This window comes from Pseudomonas sp. H2_A10 (assembly GCF_054680085.1).
This window is the reverse complement of sequence record NZ_CP162821.1, coordinates 3,706,469-3,725,020: the sequence shown is the minus strand read 5'-3', so window position 1 is coordinate 3,725,020 and position 18,552 is coordinate 3,706,469. Positions and strand designations below refer to the sequence as shown.

The following is an 18,552-nucleotide window of genomic DNA, read 5'->3' as shown; positions in this document are numbered from 1 at the left end:
TCACCTGCGCGCCGAAGCGCAGGTTGTATCGGGGGATGATCTGAATGCGACTGCGTCCGTTGAAAGGACCGCAAGAAAATTCACTTCGGCGTGAATATCTTATTTTGGGGCGTAAGGGCCGCACAGTTCCTTCTGAAGGACCTGAAAGGGTGGAGCGCTTAGCGTGTTTACCATCGCTGCCACTTCAGCTTTATAAGCAGGGTCTGATTGCACTTTTCTAACTTCAGGCTTTATTCGTTCCATTGACGGTTCGTTGGCGAAGGCATTTTCGATGCTTGCGTTCATACCCGGGTTTGCCTTGTCGCAGACTTGCTCCATTGCAATGGCAGTGAGAGCGGTTTGATGCAGCTCCTCATTCTCGTTTGCAATAGAGCTACCAGCGAAGCAAAGGCATGCCAAACATAGTGACAACCTGCAAATCCTTACCGACATTCAAAACTCCTTATTTATAGACGCTGAGGCCAGCAAGCTCCTGGTCAAAGCCCTATCAGCTTAACACTTACCCATCTCCGCCTCTATTGCGTCAGCACTCCTCTCCCGCGCCCATCGGCAACCAGCGGGAGGCATGAGTGTTGACGAATACAGGTGAACAACCCGCCACCTTGGAGGCGACCATGAGCGCAGTATTGAAATTATGCCAAGGGCGTTTCGACGCTCAGTTGCCTCCAGAGGTCAGCGAGGCCAATCCGGAACAGGAGTGGCTGGAACACTCAGCGGAACAGCTGGTGTGCGGCGTCGATATCAAGTGGAAGCGCCGCCACGGTCAGCCGCACGCGGTTACGTTTGACCGGTTCTGCACTTACCTGCAAGGCCACCTTAACCAACGCCAGATCGACGGCCTGGATCAGCGTGATTCGCTCGCCCGGTTATTCCTGTCGTCGATCCTGGGAAGCCAAGCAGATTCGCGCGGCCACGCTGCTGACTTGATCGGCCAGCCACGTCCCATCGAAGCCGCCGAGCGGATCGCAATGGATCTGCTCCGCCCCTACGCCGCCGACGCGGTAGCAGCAGAGCGGGAAGAGGCGGAAGACGACGTGGATGCGGACCTATGAGCCCGCACATCCTTATCGACGAAGCACTGGAGGCGCTGGTGCACCCAAGTAGCGAGCCTGGCGCCCAGGCGGTTGTGGCGCGGATGATCACCAACATGCTCACGGGCGACGCAATCACCGTCGAAGAATTCAACCATTACTGCCAGCGCCTGCTGAAAATCACCAGGCAGCGCAAGGAGGCTGCATGACCACCTCGCCGGTTAAATCGCTGATTGATGAGCAGCTCGATGACGTTGAGTCGAAGCTGATCATGCTGGGCTTCGGCCTCCCCTTTAATGAAGTGATCGGCCAGCCGCGTGAACGCGCCGTGGCCACGCTGCCGAAGCGCTTGGCGGCAACCATGAAGGGCGGGCGGATCGCGGTGAGGGTTAGGCCTTGAACACCCACCAGCGCACCCGGCGCCTGCTGATCTGGCGCGGCGCCTTCCCTGTCCTTGCCCTCTTCACCTTCCTGATGTTGCTCGGCGCCCTCGCTGATCGAATCACCCAATAACCATATACCTCACAGCGCCCCGCAAGGATGGCGCGGGAGTATCGCCATGCTCGCAGCAATTGCAGATCGCATCCGTTCCAAGTCCTACGAACTTCCCCTGTCCCGCGATTACGTCCGCCACTGGGGTCTGAAAGAGGCCATCCGGGAGCTGGTCCAGAACGCGCTGGATAGCGAGTCGCCTTTCGAATACGCCTTCGCCGACGGCCAACTGTTCATCACCAGCCGCTTTGCAAGGCTGGAAGCCAGCACTCTGGTGTTGGGTAGTACGTCAAAGGCCGACCGCGCCGACGCCATCGGTAGCTTTGGCGAAGGCTACAAAATCGCTTTGCTGGTGCTTACCCGGAACGGCTACGACGTGAAGGTTTGGAACGGCAACAAACAGTGGGTTCCGGAGTTCCGGCATAGCGACCAGTTCGACGCGGAAGTGTTGTGCATCAATGAGACGCTGGCGCATCGGCAGAATCAGGGTGTTGAGTTCGTTGTCTCCGGCCTCACCGAGGAAGACGAAACGGAAATCCGCAGCATGTGCCTTCGCATGCAACCGCCAATGAGCGACGTCATTGGCACTAAGTACGGCCACATTCTGCCCTCCCGGCCGGGGAAGCTCTACGTCGGAACGCTCTTCGTCTGTGACACAGACCTGACCTACGGCTACGACATCCTCCCCGAGCACCTGCAGCTTGAGCGTGACCGTCAAACGGTGAGCGGCTGGGATTTGAAGCAGGTATCCAAAAACGCCTGGATCGACACCGGGCGCCTGGATGAAGTAGCAGAAAAGATCGAGGCCGGCATTCCCGACGTTGAATATGTCGAGTACGGCAGCACCGAACTTGTGCGGGAGGCCTGCTACAGGCTGTTCCAGCAGAAGCACCCCGGTGCTATTGCCGTTCAATCCCAGGAAGAGCTTAACAGTCTGGTCAAGCAGGGCATGACCAATACCGTGGTCGTGCGCGGCGCGTATTACTCGCAAGTCGCCAACTCGACCTCATACAAGCAGCAGGTCTCCCACGTCGTTGCCATCCAGACGCCCAAAGCAGCCTTGGAAGAATGGTATCGCGACAACAAAAAATACATGAGCAGGCTGCCGGCAACTTCCTTCAAAGAGCTGGTCAAGCGCGCTGATTGCTGGAGGAACAAGTGATGTCCGAACAAAACATGCATATCTGGAACAAGGTCGATAAAACCGACACCAGGTTCACCAAGAAAGCCAAGGTCAACGGCCAGGACATCACCAGCTTGAGCGGTACCGCGATGGCCATGAAGGCCACCGAGTTGTTTGGTCCGGTCGGCATCGGTTGGGGCTGGAGGATTGTCGAAGAGCGCTTCGATGAGGGTCATGAAATCTTCATCGGAGAAGGCGACAAGCGCGCATGCATAGGTCGCGAGATTGGTCACACAGTCAAAATTGCCCTCTGGTTCATGCAGGACGGCCAGCGCGGCGAGATCGAGCAATACGGCTGCACTCGGTACCAGTACAAAACTACCTACGGCATGACCACTGACGGCGAAGCGCCAAAAAAATCGCTTACCGACGCCATCAAGAAATCGCTTTCGATGCTCGGGTTCAGCGCCGACGTGTTCCTCGGGCTGTTCGATGACGAAGCGTACGTCACTCAACTCAAAGAAGAGGAAGCGATCGCAAACGCCGACGACAAGGACGCTGAAATCCTTCGGCAGAAGCAGGAGCGCGTGGACTGGCTCGCCTCAGCAGTTGAAACCATCGGCAAGGCCGTCACTACGTACGAACTGAAAACTTTGAATGTGAAATACATCCGCGAAGCCACTCGCCGCAATGAGCCCGCGTTCATTGCCCGCATCACTCGCGCATTCGAAGAGCGCAAAGCAAGCCTTGAGAAAGGCACGGAGGCAGCAGCATGACCCAGCTCTACGCACTCACCGGCAAACTCGCCGAACTTCAGGCCATGGCCGACACCGATGATGAAGGCCTGAAAGAGGCTTTACAGCACGCCATGGACGAGGTGCAAGGCGATTTCAACATCAAGGCTGACAACATAGTCATGTTGCGCCGCAACATTGAAAGCGACGTGACGGCCATCGACAACGAAATCGAGCGCCTGGCTGAACTCAAGCGGATCAAGTCCAACAGCGTGTCGCAGATCAGCGACTACCTGCGCCGCAACATGGAAGCCGCCAACATCAAGTCGATCAAGCGTCCGCTCTTCACCATCACACTGGCCATGGGCAGCGAACGGGTGATCGTGGACAACGAAGATGCGGTGCCGGACGAGCTGACCACTGTGAAGTCGAGCATTGCTCCGGACAAAAAGGCCATTGCCGCCAAGCTCAAGGAGATCCGCGAGCATAACGATGCGGTACGCAAGCGCATGGCAGCCGGTGAAGACTCTGAACACGAACTTCTACCCGAACCTACCTGGGCTCACTTAGAGCGCGGCGACAGTTCGATCCGAATCAAGTGAGGTCGCCATGTACGTCAGTAACCACCTAAGCCTGGTAGAGCAGCACCGCCAGGACGCAGTTTCAATCTCGGAGCGCACTGCACAGTTCCTGGCGTCGGGTGGTGCCGTCGCCCAGGTGCCGAGCATGTCAGGCAACCCGGTACCGCCGAAGCGCGCAACCAAGCTTGATCCCGAAACGATCCTCAAGCGCCGAAAGCCGCCCATCACCCGGGCCGAGCGTAACGCGCTGCGCAAACTCGCGGAGGCATTATGAGCAAGCGCAAGCCGCATAACCTGCAGGCACGCATTGCCCGGTCGTGCCGCTCGCTGCTGGCATCCAATCACGTCGCTGTGGTGAATATCGACCCCAGCGGCCGCCAGGGCATGATCAATTACAAGTCGCTGAAGAACATCGCACCCGGGAAGATTGGCCAGGCCGTTTGTGGTATCCCCCACCGGTGGACGATCTACCTCAGCGCACTTTGCATCGACGCCCGCGGCGACCGCTACAGCAAGTCGGTGGAGGTTGCGCCCGATGGCGTGTACCTCTCCGACCACCTGGAAGACGTGATCGAGCATTGCTACAAGAAGCTGCGCGACGAGGCCAACCAAAGCCAGATGGTGGCCTCGGGCTGGATCGCCATTCCCGACACCCTATCGCTGGACGAGGAACACGCCGCGCGGATCTTCGAAGCCGTCGGCGCCTGGAATCAGGTCAAGGTCGATTCATGCGCCGCATAGCCCGCACCCAGCAACGCAAACGTCAAACCTGGCTCGCACTGCCGGCCAGCGGAATAGAAGAGGTGGACCATGGCCAAATCAGTACAGGAACGGTCAGCCAAGGCTGCGGAGAAGCGCCTGGCAGTTGCCGAGAAGGAATTGCGGCGCAAGGTGCGGCCAGGCATCGAACAAGCCATGGAGCGTATCCGGCTGCGCGGCAAGGTTCCGATCATCAGCGAGGTTCTGCAGATCGCCATCATGAAGATGGACTTGATGGGCGACAACGAGCTGATCGAGTTCTTGAGTTGTCCGCGCCACGAAATCGTGATTGACGAAAACGTGGCGCATCAACTCTACAGCCACGGCCAGCGCCAGGCATCACGGCTCGACGCCGAAGAAGCATAACCAACCCTACTTGCTGCATCCGGAAACAGAACGTGGCGCTTACCAAGTACCCTCGGTGCGGTAAATTTGCGCAACCAGTTCGAAGCTTCGCAAAAGGTGTCTTTTAAGATACAGGCGGTGCTTTCCGTAATACACGGCAATATCGTCGGCATAATCAGAGCCCATTTCCTTGCCATTGATAACGAAGGCTGTAGGCCCATAGCCAGAAGCTACGCAAAATGTGAACTTCCCAGAATCAATTTTGTGTTCACCGCTTGGAACATGACACGCGGCATATCTGCATGCCCTAACAAGATCGGTGACATCAGTGATGGTTTCTGTGATCTCAATGTCGTCAACGAAGCCTATTCTTTGCCCATCCAGTTTGGCCTTCTGCAACAAATCATTCAGGTGGATCAGCAAAAGCGTTATTGCAGACTCAAATAAAATTCCAGCACTGCCGTTGGAATTAAAGACTCCACAATTGAACAAGTCAGCGCAACGCGAGACCGAGGACTGAATGTCCGACGCCCTCATCCATGCTGAGAAATTCTTTGTGTCTTCAGCCATATGCGCTCCCTGATCCGGCTCCATGCCGGTCACCCGTAATACCCCAACCCAAACCAAATTGCCACCACCGGTCACGGAGGGCGGCGCCTGACTGGAGATAATCCATGAGCAACTACATGTACAAGACCACCGCCCCGGCCGTGGTTGCCGCGGTAATCGCCTGGGAAGCCAAACGCAAGGAGTGGGACGCCCAGCGCGCCAAGCTTGGCCAGGTGTTTGGTGGTGCGGCCTCGCCGATGCGGTCGGGTAATCGAAGCTATGTCGGTGGCGTGAAGCTCAGTGATAGCCGCGAGCTGGACGTGCACTGGTGCCGCCCCGATCAGTACGACTACCGCGCTCTTAGGTCCAGCGCCAAGCCTGCAAAGGGGACGCCGAAGGAAGCACGAGCCGCCCAGGTCGCCGAGCATGAGCGCCTGTCGGCACTGTGGAAGGAGCATTGCCCCGCCAGTATCGACATGGACGAGGCCTGGGAGGCGATCGGCCTGAACCCCGGCGCGCTGTGGATGTGCGGCGGCGTGTTCTTCGAGCTGGATGGGGTAGTTTACCTGAATCTCGGCCTCAGGCTTGAGGATGGAAACGAGAACATCGAGGGCGCCGCCGAGATCCTCGGCAGCGAGTTTGAAGATGCACGCCAACAGGTGCTGGGCCTGAGCAACGCGGCCTGACCCGCACCCGCCGAAGAGCCAGCCCGCTTCGCAGAAATGTCGCGACCTGTTTTCGAAGTAACTGAAAAGCAGTCGCGACAGCTTGAAGGGTTCGCTGCTACCTGCGGATGGCCTGACCTCTTTCCTCTCTCGGAAAATTCTACTATGAATGCATTAAGTTTCGGAACTGCCCGCAAAAAATGGATGAATGCTTTCTAAGCCTTGGGACACTTCGTGTCTAACCTGCTCTATTGTATCGTATGTAGATAGCGATACTTTTATAGAAAGCTTTATCAGCATATTTATCGCATCTTCAGTAGTTCTTATCGCAACATCTAGTTCAGAAAGCGCGAGCGACTTTGTCCCATGAAACTCAGATATCGTCGTCATTATTCTTCCTCCTTCTTTTGTATACCTATCCTGCATTTGTTCAAACATAGAAACTTGCTGATGAAGAAGTTGCAACTGATGGGTTTTGTAGTCTGAAAGCTTTGTCGCGCTAAGCTGCTCTGACTGCAATGATGACAAGGCTTCGAATTCCAATGATTGGGTAGTGAGCAGTTCCTTCTGCAGCTGAATGGTTCGTAACAATGCAAATAAGGTAACCAGAGAGATGACGGGGCCAAATACTCCACCAAAAAAAGACCCGAACGCAGACCAGCTATCTGGCTTTCTTGATACATCTCCATCAAAGATATTGAAATAAAAATAAAGAAGCGAACCAAGAAGCACAAAAATAATGGCAAGCCCTACGTAAACTAAAAAATCAAACTGACTTTTATTGTTTGTTTTAACGCCCATCGGTCATTGCTCCCTCTGCTGGTCACCCGTAATACCCCATATCACTGAACAGCGCCAGCCGGCGAATTACAGACGGTCCTCCTCCGGGATGCAGAGGTAGCTGCGCTCATCCATGCGACGTTTGATGTACCTAATAGTAAGCGCAGCTTCCTCGGCTAAAAGATTCGGAGAAAGAGGATTGTTTCCCATTGCAAAGAGCCGCCATCGCGGAAGAGAACGATTTAGCAGCCGCAGTGTTGCAGGAAAATATTCCGGGAAGTTACGCATCTCGTAAACGATCGCCATCTGTCGATCAATGTATTGAGCTTCACCGTCTTCACCAATGTTCAGGTCTTGAATCATTTTGTGATACGTGGTGAATCTCCTCGCAGCGTCCTCTGATTTCTTTATGGAGATGTAGTGATAAAGCGCCAGCCCGCCACTGATCATTGACACAAAGATTGCGATTGTCCCGCTGTAATCCTTTATCCACTCCCAGTCCGTCATTCAAAAGCTCCTTTATCGAAGGTCGAAATATACCTGCGAGGATCCCCTATGCCTACTCACAACATCGTCAGCATGAGCGGCGGTAAAGACAGCACGGCTACGCTGCTGGTCGCCCGCGAGCTGGAGGTGCCGAACCTCAGCGCTGTAGTGGCTGACACCGGGCATGAACATCCTGAGACGTACGACTACATCCACTACCTGGCTGAAGCCACTGGCGTTCCCATCCGATGGGTGAAGGGGGACTTCTCCAGGCAGATCGCCGGCAAACGCAAATTCATCGAAACGAAATGGCGCGAAAAGGGTGTGCCGGAATCCGTGGTGCTGGGCGCTCTGGAAGTTCTGCACCCGACTGGCAACCCGTTCCTGGACCTATGCCTGTGGAAAGGCCGATTCCCCAGCACCAAGGCGCGCTTCTGCACCGACGAACTCAAGCGCAATCCGATCATCGAGCAGGTATATCTGCCGCTCATGGACGGCGAAAACATGATCCTGTCCTGGCAAGGCGTGCGGGCAGACGAGTCCCTGAACCGAAAATACCTTCCTGAGTGCGATGAGGTTGGCGGCGGCCTGTTCAACTACCGGCCCATCTTGAAGTGGACGGTTGATTCGGTCTTTGAGGCTCATCGGGCCGCCGGCATCAAGCCGAACCCGCTGTACTTGCAAGGCTGCAATCGCGTTGGCTGTATGCCCTGCATCATGTGTGCGAAAGACGAGCTCCGGCAGATCGCGTCTAGGTGGCCAGAGGAAGTTGACCGGGTGCGCGAGTGGGAGCGACTGGTGAGCATCGCCAGCAAGCGCGGAGCGGCTACGTTCTTCGCCACCGTCACCGATCCCACTGTCAGATCGGACGACAAAGTGAGTGCCGTCACGCACGGCATTGACCGAATCGTCGACTGGAGCAACACCGCCCGCGGCGGCCGCCAGTTCGACATGGTCGACTTGATCGTCCGCACCGACAGCCAGAACAGCTGTTCATCCGCATACGGGCTTTGCGAGTAACTCTGATTCTTCCAATTTTTTACATTCACGCCAGCCGGCGAGGCAGTCGGCTGCACGGAGGATAAATGAATGAGCTGGCTCTTTTCGCAGGCTCTGGTGGCGGAATACTCGGCGGCCACCTGCTCGGGTGGCGCACCGTCCGCGCCGTTGAGCGTGATGCCTACTCCGCACAAGTTCTGGCGCAACGACAAAACGATGGAGCCCTCGCAACTTTCCCGATTTGGTCTGACGTGTGCAGTTTTGACGGAAGACCATGGCGCGGCCTTGTTGACGTGGTTTCTGGCGGATTCCCGTGTCAGGACATATCAGCTGCCGGGAATGGCGACGGCATCGATGGCGCACGCTCTGGGCTCTGGCGTGAAATGGCGCGAATCGTCGGCGAGGTACGACCTGCATACGTCTACGTGGAAAACTCACCTTTGCTTGTGGGAAGAGGACTTGCCGTGGTCCTCGGTGACCTTGCCGAAATGGGGTATGACGCGCAGTGGTGCATTGTTTCAGCATCCGACTGCGGAGCGCCCCATCAGCGCGATCGGTGCTGGCTTGTGGCCAACGATAACCGTGCACGGAAATCACAACCAGCCTGGCAGCAGCAAGAATGCCGGCTGGGGGCTGAGTTCAGCCGTGAAGCTTTGGCCGACTCCGTTGGCACGGGACGGAAAGAGCGGGGTTTTCTCCCAAGCCGGAAAAGCCAAGCGGGCCAGCCAAACACGTGGCAAGCCCCTGAACGAAACAGTCGGTGGCCAGTTGAACCCGGAATGGGTCGAGTGGCTGATGGGGTGGCCCATCGGGTGGACCGAATTAAAGCCCTTGGCAATGGACAAGTTCCGCGAGTGGCAGCAACAGCATTCCCCCTGCTCTCGATCGACAACGACTGACGCCGCATAACTCCCCACTCTACCGCCGGGCATGCCCCGGCAAGGACTCCCCGTGAAACGAATTTACCTCAGCGGCCCCATGACCGGCCTACCCAACCTCAACTTCCCGGCCTTCGCCGCCATGACCACCACTCTGCGCGACAGTGGCCACGCCGTGACCAACCCTGCAGAACTCAACCCAGACGGCGGAAGCTGGAACGACTGCATGCGCCGCGACATCGCCGCCCTCATGGAGTGCGACACCGTGGCCACTCTGGCCGGTTGGCAGGACTCCCGCGGCGCCAGTCTTGAAGTGCACATCGGCAAGGAGCTCGGCATGACGGTTGTGAATGCCCATGATCTGGTATCGATGGGGATTGCATGATGAGCGACATGCATTCGAGTGACAGCCAAGCCTTGGCGAACCAGGTTATCTTTCCCAGCGGACGTTGCCGGCGTTGATCACTGGACGATGCTTGTTCGCCAGCCTCTGGCTGATCAGCCACAGGCGGGTTTTCTCAACTGACATAACTCTTCCGAGAGTTTTTCTTTCTTTCAACACGTCAGCGCTTAAGACAAAGCTCCCGCATGCAACGCAGTCATAAATACTCCGTGGAAGTTGGTTTCAAGCTTCCGAGCCGATGCTCCGCAGATCAAACAGTCCATACGTCCTCCGTTGGCAGACGTAAAACTGTAGCTGATTGTCCGGCGACCGCCCAACGCCCAGCCGCCCCCGATAAAAGGGGTGGAATGCGCAGAAGACTTTGCGAAGAAGGCAGCGGGCTCTATTCGATAGCGGGGCTGCCACCTTCTGGCGGTCGGCCATCAAGAGCTGGCATCGGATCGATTTGAACGCCAGCGACGACGCTCAACCAAGCCGAATAGGCGGCGCTTTGCCGCGCAAGCGCTTCATCCCAGCGGTTGCCTGAGAGCTCGCCTGCTACTACCAACATCATCAGCTGGTTCGTTGCGGCGTCGAGCTCAACGAGATGCGCGTGTGATTGAAATCTGAAGTCGTCGTTTGAAGCCATGGTAATGCTCGATTCGCAATGGCAGTGGAGTGGGCCGGTTTATCGATTGAAAGCTCCTCCACGCAGTGTGGCACATACCTGTACGCAAGCACGATGCTTGTACAATTTTTCGGCATTCACGCAAGTGCCAATGCCATTCCTCCCCCTTCAAAGTCAGCCGCTATAGCGGCAAAGGAACCCCTATGCTCGATGCAAAAATCCATCACTCACTGAACACGCTCACTGCAAGCCAGATGGCAAAACTGCTGGTGATGCATCACGGAATCGATGCTTTTGGCTACAAGTACGACAGTCTGCGCGACGCACCGAATGGCCTCGTTACGCTTGAAGATTTGGCGTCCATGTCCGGCGAGGATCTGGATCAGCTTTACGATGAAAGCTCGCACGATGACGCGGTGAACGAGGTGCGTTACGGCGCAGTGAGCGCTCCCGGCATTCCGTCTTGGTGCCACTACAGTTGGGAGCGCAACTACGAGGTCGATGTTAAGGCTTTCATTCTGCCCGATGGCCGCGCTCTCGCTTTTTGTGAAATGAGCGGCGGCGGGAAACATGGCGAGCCAAACGCCTACCCCTGGATCGAAGAGGCCAAATTCATCAAGGTCTCCGGCGTCGAAGAGCGCGTCATAAAGACCTACAAGTTCGAGGAGATTCCGGAAGCTCCCGCGGTGACGCCATGATCGCCACCCTCTGGTTCGCCTACGTCTTCATCTACAAGGGGCCAAGGCTATGAGCGATGCACCGGAAAGCATGGGCTTCATGGACCATGGCAAGACGAATTGCGGCCTCCTAGTGATGAGTCGGTGGGATGAGCCTGATCGCGATGGAAACGCCAAGGACCGGCAGCGCTTTGTAAAAGACGTGAAGCGCACCGGCCTAAGCCACTCCCGCATTGAGCGATTCGAGGGAGACCAATTCCCCGAATGGGTCGGTGAGCTGCACTGCGGCGATGCGCAATGTCAGTGCCAGCGACACCTCCGCACCAAGCAAGCCTAACCCCAATCCCCCTACATGCCTGCCGGTGAGCGGTATCAATTCAACTGGCGGTCGATCCATCGCTCCGCCGCATCCAGCGTTTCATTCAACGCGGATAGATAGTCCGGCCAAGGGCCTGTCAGCTCGCCGACAACCTTTCCGAGGCCATCAACAGTCGCAGGCTCGACGATGGTCGCAGACACGGGCGCTTGATCGTTTGGCTTCTTCCATTCGAACTTAAGAAACAGCGTGTGGCCCCGGTAGGCGTGAGCGATTGGAAGATCGAGATTATGCGACACACACCTCCCTGACGCTTGAACGAAGTTGAACAGTATTTGTAGTTCTTCTTCGTTTCGTTCGCTATCGGGGCAGTTAGCCATCACCTTCTGCCGCCCAGCGCGGCAAGGACACCCCATGTTCGCTATGAAATTCACCCTGTCTGTACTGGGCGCTTTGCTGTACCTGGTCGCCAGCGGCTGCTGGTTCTTCTGGGCCGGGCCCGAATTCCTGTCCGCCGGCACCACCGAGGCACTGATCTACGCCCTCTTCGGTACCTGCGCATGGCTGCTGATCTCCTTTGGCCTGGCAATCCACATCATCAAGACAGCGCGATCCACAGCGGGCGGGAGGTAGGCATGGAGATTCATTTTCTGTCGCACGAGGAAGTTTGCACACTCACAGGCGCGAAAACGAAAGCCGGCCAGGTGCAAGTGCTAAAGCGGAACGGAATTCGCCACACCATCAAGCGCAGCGGTTGGCCATGCGTTATCGCCAACGCCCTAACCGGCGAGCCGATCGCTGCATCAACAGAAAAACCAAAATGGCAGCCACGCCTGGTGAGTTAAATGGGAAGGAAGCCAACAAACCCTGATAGCGTCACACGCCTCAGGAAGCGCAAGCAGCGCAGCGGGAAAATCTATTACTACTACGACCTCGGGGGCACGCCCAGAAAAGAGATCGCATTGGGCAGCGATTATGGAATGGCTATCGTGGAGTACGCGAAGCTTGAGAAGAGCCGCGCGTCCTCGGCCTTGGTACAGGACGTACTCACCTTTGCATACGTCGCGAACATCTACATGCTCGAAGTTGTTCCGACTAAGGGCGTGGCCACGCAAAAAGACAACGTCCGAGAGTTGAAGCAGTTGCTGAAGTTCTTCGACGATCCGCCGGCACCGCTGGAAGCGATCGAGCCACAGCACGTTGTCCAATACCTGCGGCAGCGCGGCAAAACCGCTCCGGTACGCGCCAATCGCGAGAAAGCTTTGCTCAGCGCCATCTGGAACTTCGCCCGGAGCAGCGGCTATACGGCCCTGGCCAACCCGTGCGCCGGCGTTAAGGGGCACAAAGAGTCCGGCCGTGATCAATATATTGAGGACGAGATGTTTGCCCTGGTGTATCAGCACGCTGAACAGCCGCTACGGGATGCGCTCGATTTGTTCTACCTGACCGGGCAGCGCATCGCTGACACCCTGAAAATGGATGAGCGAGACATACGCGACAACCGGCTGGCCGTGAAGCAAGGCAAGACGAATGCAAAAAGGAGAATTGAAATAACGGGCGAGCTGAAAGTTGTTATTGATCGAATCATGGCCAGGAAGGACGGGCACAAGATACGGACAAGTAGGCTCATCGTTATGGATAACGGACAGCCTATGACCAGCAGCATGTTGCGAGGGAGGTTTGACGCGGCGCGTGAGGCGGCCGGTGTTGAGAAAGGAGACTTTCAGATGCGCGATCTACGCGCAAAAGCTGGCACCGACAAAGCAGAATCCAGCGGTGACATCCTGCAGGCTCGCGACCAACTTGGGCACACAACCGTCGTCATGACGGAGAACTACATCCGTAAGAGGATCGGCAAGAAGGTCACGCCGACGAGGTAAATTCTGCACCGCAATAATTTTAACCCCCTTGAAAACAAAGGTCTGCAAGGGAGGTAAAATTTGCCCATAGCGGTGCAGAATAGAGGCTAACTTATTGTATTTAAAAGAATACCTTGCGGACTTAAAATCCCCCGCTCGTAAGGGCGTCCCGGTTCGATTCCGGGTTCGGGCACCATCTCCAGTTCCACGGACAGCCAGTAAAGTCCATGGAGCCCTTTAAAACCCGCCTTTCGGCGGGTTTTTTCGTTTGTGGCGTTCCGTCGTTTTCCGGGGGATTCCAAGCTTTTTAGGGAAGCCATGGCCTTGTTGTGCCAAGGCCTGGATGTCGAACTGTTCAATCGCCCTGGCCACCCTCGCCCGCAAAGGCTACAACGCCCAACTGTCCATCGCGTACCTGTCACTGCTCAACACCGTCAATAACCTCGCCGAACGCGACTAGTTCATGAACATTGCCGACTGGGTGGCTGAAGTGCTCGGCGGTCGTACTGCATAGCGGGCGTGAGGTCGCTCCTGAACGCCCAGCTTTTTTGAGCATGGGCGTGTTTTGTTTGTCCAACCCTTCGATTGCAGGCGCTATTTCGGAGGGCATGATGAAAACTGTTAAAGCCGGTAGTTTGCAAATCGCCTACCTGGAACTCGGCCCGGTAGACGGCCCCCCCATAGTGTTGCTCCACGGCTTCCCCTATGACGTGCATGCCTACGATGAAGTCGCCAAGATCCTGGCCTCGACTGGAAAGCGATGCTTCACTCCGTACCTTCGTGGTTTTGGTCCCACCCGGTTTTTAGATGGGCAAGCAATGCGCTCTGGCGAGCAGGCGGCCATAGGCGCCGACTTGTTGGCTTTTCTTGACGCCCTGAAGATCGAAAAAGCTGTGCTTGCGGGCTATGACTGGGGTGGAAGAGCGGCTTGCGTCGCCGCCGCGCTATGGCCGGAACGGGTAAGCGGTTTGGTTAGCTGTGGCGGCTACAGCATCCAGAATATCGCTAAGGAGCACGCGCCCGTTTCACCCGAAGCTGAGCATCTTCTCTGGTACCAATACTATCTTCACGGTAGCCGTGGGCGCGCTGGGTTGACCGCGAACCGCAAGGCGTTCTGCCATTTGCTATGGCGCCTGTGGTCCCCAACCTGGCGGTTCACCGAGGCGGCGTTTGAGACGACTGCCGCCGCGTTTGAGAACGACGACTTTGTGGAGGTGGTCATACACTCGTACCGCCATCGTTTCGGATTGGTTGACGGCGATCCAGCCTATCGCCATATAGAATCCCGACTTGCCGCGCAACCAACGATCACCGTGCCTTCACTGGTTCTGGAGGGTGCGGCCGATGCGGTCGACCCCCCGGCCAAGGACGACCCATTCGTGGGCTATTTTACCGGGCCGTATCGGCGCCAGCGCCTGGAAGGCATTGGGCACAACGTCCCCCAAGAGGCACCGGAAAAATTTGCCGACGGTATTTTGAGCCTCAGTGGTTGAGTTCATGGCGAAATAGCCGTACCTGACTATTCGCCGCCAGGACCAATCAGTGAACGTTGGATCTGGACGCCGGGCATCATTTGCTGCAGCCCCTCGATCAGCTTGTCCCCCGCTTCCGTTAAGGCTTCAAGCGGCATCGCCGGCAAACTCTCCAGAATGAACCACATGCTCTTTGCGTCGGCACCCAGACGGGTCCTGACACCTTGTCGCCAGTTCCAACGGCGGCAGGTCACGCCTTGGTCATCGCGCCAGATAACCTCGCCGGCGTCTGGATACTCGACAGCAGGAGCCCCCTCTTTCAAGGTGTCAAACGGTTCGGTGCCATCTGCAACTACGAGCCGTGGAGAGCCTACGTAGGCTTCAATGTTTTCCCCACCCACCGGGATGGCGTACTCAAGACTGATTGCGTTGTAGAGGTCAACGATGGGATCCAGGCTCGGCAAGCCGCCGTCACGTAAAACCCGTTTACGCAGTGCCTCAGCCGAACAAGGCGTGCGCTGCGGCTTGGCGCCAAATTTTCGGAACGTGTGCGCCCACTCGGCCAGATGGGCTTCACCCCAGCTCGGCCCACCTTCCTGCACAACCTTGCAAGCGCGGTCCAGCGCAGCCTGGGCCACCTCAGGGTTGGCCAGTGGCGCCGCTTGCACCACGATGCTCAGGGCCCGGAACTGTGGCGCCAGCTCGGCAACGGCTTGATCGATCAACGGCAGTACGGACAGCATCAAAAACCTCCAGGTACCTAAATGTCATTTCATGCTAGTCAGCGACGACCAGCAAAGTCAATATAATGACCATTATCAGCCACTATAGCGGGCGCGCCGATTGACGGAGCGACTGATAAGGGCCGAGAATCCCCGCACATTTTTCATCATGACCCTCATCAATGGCCACGAAGCCCACCCTGTCGACTACCCCTGGCGCTGATGCTCAAGCCGTCAGCCTGGCCGTCGCGCGCACGCTCAAACAGGCGCGCAAAGCCCAGAAAATCACATTGGATGAGCTTTCCCGTCGCGCAGGGGTGAGCAAGGGGATGGTCGTCGAAATAGAGAAATGTACGGCGAACCCCAGTATCGGCATCCTTTGCAAAATCGCCGCCGCGCTGGGCCTGTCCGTAGCAGACATCGTCAACGTGACCGAAGCTCCATCCGCCCACATCATCCACAGCCAAGACATCCCCACACTGTGGACCGGGGACCTGGGCGGAACGGCACGCCTTCTGGCAGGAACGTCGGGCCCCGACATGATCGAGCTGTGGCGTTGGGAAATGCACCCAGGCGAATCTTTCGCTTCACCGGGGCATCCGCAGGGCACGCTGGAACTGTTTCATGTGGAGAAAGGCACGCTGAAATGCGTGGTAGGGGAAACAGAGTTGGTCATCCCTGCGGGGAGTTCGGCAGTGGCCAAAACTGACGTCCCCCATTCCTATTCCAACGCTGGCCGATCCAAATTGGTATTCACGATGTCTGTGACGGAGATGCATCAGTAAATACCTGCAGGCTGGCAGCCGGTGAGAGCATCGTGCTTCAGATTTGTGCCAGGCCGCCGTCAGGAGCGACCTCGCTGGCGGTCATGAAGCTGCTCGGTCGCAGCTTGGCCGAGGCGATCATCCCGCTGTGTACGTGGGGCGCTGAAAATGCGGCGCAAATGGCAAACATCTCGCTAAACGCGACGCTTTGCTCTAGCAGGACGCGACCAACTTTATTGCTGGTCGGCATAATGGCGCACGTCATAGATAAATATTGACGAGAGGTCGCCAACGGTTAGGCTATGCGCGCTTCGCAGCGAGCCCCGGAGGTCTCTTGAGCATGACGTCACTAAGACTTGAACAACAAATACAGGCGGCATCGACCCAAACGCCACTCCAATACCGACGCGATATCGATGGGCTTCGAGCGGTAGCCGTGATGTCTGTTGTTATATTTCACGCATTCCCATCAGCACTTACCGGTGGTTTTATCGGGGTTGACATATTCTTCGTCATTTCCGGATTTTTGATATCGTCCATTCTCATCCAAGCGCTGCGCGAGGATAAGTTTTCACTCTCTGGATTTTACGCCCGGCGTGCCGCCAGAATATTCCCAGCACTTATAGTCGTGCTGGTGTCATGCCTGTCATTCGGTTGGCTCGCGATGTTGGCAGATGAGTACCTGTCACTTGCCAAACATTCGATTGCAGGCGCCGCATTTGTCTCAAATCTATTGCTGTGGAGCGAGACCAGTTACTTTGATGTAGCCGCGAACACAAAACCGCTTCTACATCTGTGGAGCCTGGGTATTGAAGAGCAGTTCTACTTCGTATGGCCGCTGCTGTTACTCGCGTTCTGGCGTCTGCGCACGAACCTGCCGATTGCTATAGGGCTGCTCATCGCAGTGTCATTTGGCCTGAATCTGTATCAGGCATCCCACAATCCAACGGCAGATTTTTATTCTCCGCAAACACGATTCTGGGAACTGCTGGCGGGCGCGTTACTGTCTTGCCTGGCACTTCGAGCGGCACCGTCAGCCATTTGGGCAAACGTTATGTCCTTGGCCGGGACTGCCATGATTGGATACGGCCTGCTCACTATCACCAGCGCTGCCGCATTCCCCGGAATGCTTGCCCTGGTGCCTGTCGCGGGTGCCGTTTTGATCATCGCAGCGGGCCCTGAGGGGATGGTTAATCGCTTCGTTCTTTCCAATCGCCTGATGGTCGGTATCGGGCTCATCAGTTACCCACTCTACCTGTGGCATTGGCCGCTGCTGGTCTTCCCGAGGATCATCCAGAGCGCAACGCCTTCGCCAGAAATAAGAGCCACGGCCATTGTGGCAGCCTTGGTGCTTGCATGGGCGACGTACCGCTTCATCGAATCGCCTATTCGTACCCAGCGCATAGACCGCAACACGGCCATCAAGGGCTTGTGCGGCGCGATGGTCGTCACGACAGTTACCGCGCTCGGCATTCAGGTGGGTGACGGCCTTCCATTTCGCGAGGCAGCGAAGCCAGTTGCGCGCTACGCCGAAGATCTTGGCAGGTATCCGTACATCACGTACATGAGCAAAAACTTCTACAAATGCTCGGACGAAGCACTGAGGAATTTGTCATTCAAAGACCTTGAGTTCGGATATCGCTGCTTTCAGTCAAAACAAACTGGATCGATTGATATTTTGCTATTGGGCGATAGCCATGCAGAGCACTTGCTCGCAGGGTTTGCAGATGAATTCAACAGCAGCAATGTCGCCTCTTTCTCTCAAAAACAATTGCCCGCACTTGACAGCCCAGTCATGCGTGAAGCTATAGAAAGAGTCGCGGCAGACCCAGCCATCAAAAAGGTTTTCATCTCCGCGCTTTGGGAACAAAAGATCCAACCCAGCACTGAAGATCCGGCCGGCCAGCTTGAAAGAACCTTCAAACTCTTCACCGACAACCATAAATCCGTCACCCTACTTGATGATGTTCCAACCTTCTTGTTTGACCCTGAGGCATGCAAATACGGGCGCAGGTTCAGCGCAGACGGCCCAACCTGCACCGGGCCTTTTGATCAACAGATGAAAAATAAGGCCCTGTACCATAAAGCGCTGGCTGAAGCTGTTGAGAAATCGCCGAATGTGAAATACGTTCCGGTGCTCCAGTACTTCTGCAACACCAACGATTGCTCGATGGTGAGCGGCGGCAAACTGCTATTCAGGGATCCGAACCACCTGACCATTGAAGGCTCTCGATACCTGGCCAAGAAGCTCAAACAAAGCGGGCATCTCTGAGTGACTGAGCGACAGCAATGCAAACTCCGGCATGACGC

At 56.5% G+C, this 18,552-nt stretch carries 29 protein-coding genes; 21 read left to right on the top strand and 8 right to left on the bottom strand.

Annotated features, from left to right (window positions below; genetic code table 11):
• Positions 1-99: 99 nt before the first annotated feature.
• The gene (locus tag AB4O23_RS17375) at positions 100-432 is read right to left on the bottom strand and encodes a hypothetical protein (RefSeq protein WP_460060113.1); all 333 of its coding nucleotides are present in this window, start codon (positions 430-432) and stop codon (positions 100-102) included.
• A gap of 182 nt (positions 433-614) precedes the next feature.
• Here AB4O23_RS17375 and AB4O23_RS17370 point away from each other — a divergent pair, with 182 nt between their 5' ends.
• The 9 genes from AB4O23_RS17370 to AB4O23_RS17330 all read left to right on the top strand — a co-directional run bounded on the left by AB4O23_RS17370 (position 615) and on the right by AB4O23_RS17330 (position 5,086).
• Entirely contained in the window at positions 615-1,052 is a 438-nt protein-coding gene (locus AB4O23_RS17370) for a hypothetical protein (protein WP_460060112.1), read from the top strand.
• Positions 1,049-1,240: a hypothetical protein gene (locus AB4O23_RS17365; protein ID WP_135196627.1), complete on the top strand. Its 192-nt coding sequence runs from the start codon at positions 1,049-1,051 to the stop codon at positions 1,238-1,240. Before AB4O23_RS17370 ends, AB4O23_RS17365 begins: the two co-directional genes overlap by 4 nt.
• On the top strand, positions 1,237-1,431 hold the full coding sequence (locus AB4O23_RS17360; protein WP_135196626.1) for a hypothetical protein: 195 nt from the start codon (positions 1,237-1,239) through the stop codon (positions 1,429-1,431). Before AB4O23_RS17365 ends, AB4O23_RS17360 begins: the two co-directional genes overlap by 4 nt.
• A gap of 159 nt (positions 1,432-1,590) precedes the next feature.
• Positions 1,591-2,685, top strand: a complete 1,095-nt coding sequence (locus AB4O23_RS17355) for a hypothetical protein (RefSeq protein WP_460060111.1) — start codon at positions 1,591-1,593, stop codon at positions 2,683-2,685.
• Positions 2,685-3,422 carry a hypothetical protein gene (locus AB4O23_RS17350; RefSeq protein WP_078825161.1) on the top strand — a complete coding sequence of 246 codons (738 nt, stop codon included), beginning with the start codon at positions 2,685-2,687 and terminating at the stop codon, positions 3,420-3,422. The genes AB4O23_RS17355 and AB4O23_RS17350 overlap by 1 nt, the downstream gene beginning before the upstream one ends.
• A complete protein-coding gene (locus AB4O23_RS17345; protein ID WP_078825162.1) occupies positions 3,419-3,982 on the top strand; it encodes a siphovirus Gp157 family protein in 564 nt (187 codons plus the stop codon). Before AB4O23_RS17350 ends, AB4O23_RS17345 begins: the two co-directional genes overlap by 4 nt.
• A gap of 7 nt (positions 3,983-3,989) precedes the next feature.
• Complete coding sequence (locus AB4O23_RS17340) at positions 3,990-4,235, top strand: hypothetical protein (RefSeq protein ID WP_078825163.1); 246 nt, start codon at positions 3,990-3,992, stop codon at positions 4,233-4,235.
• The gene (locus AB4O23_RS17335) at positions 4,232-4,702 is read left to right on the top strand and encodes a hypothetical protein (protein ID WP_460060109.1); all 471 of its coding nucleotides are present in this window, start codon (positions 4,232-4,234) and stop codon (positions 4,700-4,702) included. The genes AB4O23_RS17340 and AB4O23_RS17335 overlap by 4 nt, the downstream gene beginning before the upstream one ends.
• A gap of 69 nt (positions 4,703-4,771) precedes the next feature.
• Positions 4,772-5,086, top strand: a complete 315-nt coding sequence (locus tag AB4O23_RS17330; RefSeq protein WP_460060108.1) for a hypothetical protein — start codon at positions 4,772-4,774, stop codon at positions 5,084-5,086.
• 39 nt (positions 5,087-5,125) lie between these two features.
• Here the strand turns inward: AB4O23_RS17330 and AB4O23_RS17325 are convergent, their stop codons facing one another.
• The gene (locus tag AB4O23_RS17325; RefSeq protein ID WP_460060106.1) at positions 5,126-5,710 is read right to left on the bottom strand and encodes a hypothetical protein; all 585 of its coding nucleotides are present in this window, start codon (positions 5,708-5,710) and stop codon (positions 5,126-5,128) included.
• A 29-nt stretch (positions 5,711-5,739) separates the two neighbouring features.
• On the opposite strand from AB4O23_RS17325, the gene AB4O23_RS17320 reads away from it, so the two are divergent.
• On the top strand, positions 5,740-6,300 hold the full coding sequence (locus AB4O23_RS17320; protein WP_460060105.1) for a hypothetical protein: 561 nt from the start codon (positions 5,740-5,742) through the stop codon (positions 6,298-6,300).
• A 153-nt stretch (positions 6,301-6,453) separates the two neighbouring features.
• On the opposite strand, the gene AB4O23_RS17315 is transcribed toward AB4O23_RS17320, so the two are convergent.
• Both AB4O23_RS17315 and AB4O23_RS17310 read right to left on the bottom strand, forming a co-directional pair.
• Positions 6,454-7,080: a hypothetical protein gene (locus AB4O23_RS17315; RefSeq protein ID WP_460060104.1), complete on the bottom strand. Its 627-nt coding sequence runs from the start codon at positions 7,078-7,080 to the stop codon at positions 6,454-6,456.
• A 66-nt stretch (positions 7,081-7,146) separates the two neighbouring features.
• Positions 7,147-7,566, bottom strand: a complete 420-nt coding sequence (locus AB4O23_RS17310; protein ID WP_460060103.1) for a hypothetical protein — start codon at positions 7,564-7,566, stop codon at positions 7,147-7,149.
• A 48-nt stretch (positions 7,567-7,614) separates the two neighbouring features.
• Here AB4O23_RS17310 and AB4O23_RS17305 point away from each other — a divergent pair, with 48 nt between their 5' ends.
• From AB4O23_RS17305 to AB4O23_RS17295, 3 genes are all read left to right on the top strand, one after another.
• Complete coding sequence (locus AB4O23_RS17305; RefSeq protein ID WP_460060102.1) at positions 7,615-8,565, top strand: phosphoadenosine phosphosulfate reductase domain-containing protein; 951 nt, start codon at positions 7,615-7,617, stop codon at positions 8,563-8,565.
• A 65-nt stretch (positions 8,566-8,630) separates the two neighbouring features.
• On the top strand, positions 8,631-9,443 hold the full coding sequence (locus AB4O23_RS17300) for a DNA cytosine methyltransferase (protein ID WP_460060100.1): 813 nt from the start codon (positions 8,631-8,633) through the stop codon (positions 9,441-9,443).
• Between the two features lie 52 nt (positions 9,444-9,495).
• The gene (locus AB4O23_RS17295) at positions 9,496-9,807 is read left to right on the top strand and encodes a DUF4406 domain-containing protein (protein WP_460060098.1); all 312 of its coding nucleotides are present in this window, start codon (positions 9,496-9,498) and stop codon (positions 9,805-9,807) included.
• Between the two features lie 400 nt (positions 9,808-10,207).
• Here AB4O23_RS17295 and AB4O23_RS17290 read toward each other — a convergent pair whose 3' ends face one another.
• Positions 10,208-10,453, bottom strand: coding sequence for a hypothetical protein (locus AB4O23_RS17290; protein WP_460060096.1), 246 nt, complete (start codon positions 10,451-10,453; stop codon positions 10,208-10,210).
• A 182-nt stretch (positions 10,454-10,635) separates the two neighbouring features.
• Here AB4O23_RS17290 and AB4O23_RS17285 point away from each other — a divergent pair, with 182 nt between their 5' ends.
• Positions 10,636-11,130, top strand: a complete 495-nt coding sequence (locus AB4O23_RS17285) for a hypothetical protein (protein ID WP_460060095.1) — start codon at positions 10,636-10,638, stop codon at positions 11,128-11,130.
• Positions 11,131-11,179: 49 nt separating this feature from the next.
• Positions 11,180-11,446 (top strand): hypothetical protein, encoded by a 267-nt coding sequence (locus AB4O23_RS17280; protein WP_460060094.1) that lies wholly within the window; start codon positions 11,180-11,182, stop codon positions 11,444-11,446.
• Between the two features lie 35 nt (positions 11,447-11,481).
• On the opposite strand, the gene AB4O23_RS17275 is transcribed toward AB4O23_RS17280, so the two are convergent.
• Positions 11,482-11,724, bottom strand: a complete 243-nt coding sequence (locus AB4O23_RS17275) for a hypothetical protein (RefSeq protein ID WP_116078917.1) — start codon at positions 11,722-11,724, stop codon at positions 11,482-11,484.
• Positions 11,725-11,839: 115 nt separating this feature from the next.
• On the opposite strand from AB4O23_RS17275, the gene AB4O23_RS17270 reads away from it, so the two are divergent.
• The 4 genes from AB4O23_RS17270 to AB4O23_RS17255 all read left to right on the top strand — a co-directional run bounded on the left by AB4O23_RS17270 (position 11,840) and on the right by AB4O23_RS17255 (position 14,777).
• Positions 11,840-12,058 carry a hypothetical protein gene (locus tag AB4O23_RS17270; protein ID WP_460060093.1) on the top strand — a complete coding sequence of 73 codons (219 nt, stop codon included), beginning with the start codon at positions 11,840-11,842 and terminating at the stop codon, positions 12,056-12,058.
• Positions 12,059-12,060: 2 nt separating this feature from the next.
• Positions 12,061-12,270 (top strand): DUF4224 domain-containing protein, encoded by a 210-nt coding sequence (locus AB4O23_RS17265; RefSeq protein ID WP_460060092.1) that lies wholly within the window; start codon positions 12,061-12,063, stop codon positions 12,268-12,270.
• Positions 12,271-13,305, top strand: a complete 1,035-nt coding sequence (locus AB4O23_RS17260) for a site-specific integrase (RefSeq protein WP_017530376.1) — start codon at positions 12,271-12,273, stop codon at positions 13,303-13,305. It begins immediately after the preceding gene.
• Between the two features lie 587 nt (positions 13,306-13,892).
• Positions 13,893-14,777, top strand: coding sequence for an alpha/beta fold hydrolase (locus AB4O23_RS17255; RefSeq protein ID WP_460070364.1), 885 nt, complete (start codon positions 13,893-13,895; stop codon positions 14,775-14,777).
• Positions 14,778-14,803: 26 nt separating this feature from the next.
• Here AB4O23_RS17255 and AB4O23_RS17250 read toward each other — a convergent pair whose 3' ends face one another.
• Positions 14,804-15,499, bottom strand: a complete 696-nt coding sequence (locus AB4O23_RS17250) for a B3/B4 domain-containing protein (RefSeq protein ID WP_137220113.1) — start codon at positions 15,497-15,499, stop codon at positions 14,804-14,806.
• Between the two features lie 161 nt (positions 15,500-15,660).
• Here AB4O23_RS17250 and AB4O23_RS17245 point away from each other — a divergent pair, with 161 nt between their 5' ends.
• Positions 15,661-16,263, top strand: coding sequence for a helix-turn-helix domain-containing protein (locus tag AB4O23_RS17245; RefSeq protein ID WP_065879032.1), 603 nt, complete (start codon positions 15,661-15,663; stop codon positions 16,261-16,263).
• Between the two features lie 37 nt (positions 16,264-16,300).
• On the opposite strand, the gene AB4O23_RS17240 is transcribed toward AB4O23_RS17245, so the two are convergent.
• Entirely contained in the window at positions 16,301-16,492 is a 192-nt protein-coding gene (locus tag AB4O23_RS17240; protein ID WP_065879031.1) for a hypothetical protein, read from the bottom strand.
• A 90-nt stretch (positions 16,493-16,582) separates the two neighbouring features.
• Between AB4O23_RS17240 and AB4O23_RS17235 the strand changes: the two genes are divergently transcribed.
• The gene (locus AB4O23_RS17235) at positions 16,583-18,514 is read left to right on the top strand and encodes an acyltransferase family protein (RefSeq protein ID WP_068931941.1); all 1,932 of its coding nucleotides are present in this window, start codon (positions 16,583-16,585) and stop codon (positions 18,512-18,514) included.
• The last annotated feature ends 38 nt before the right edge of the window (positions 18,515-18,552 follow it).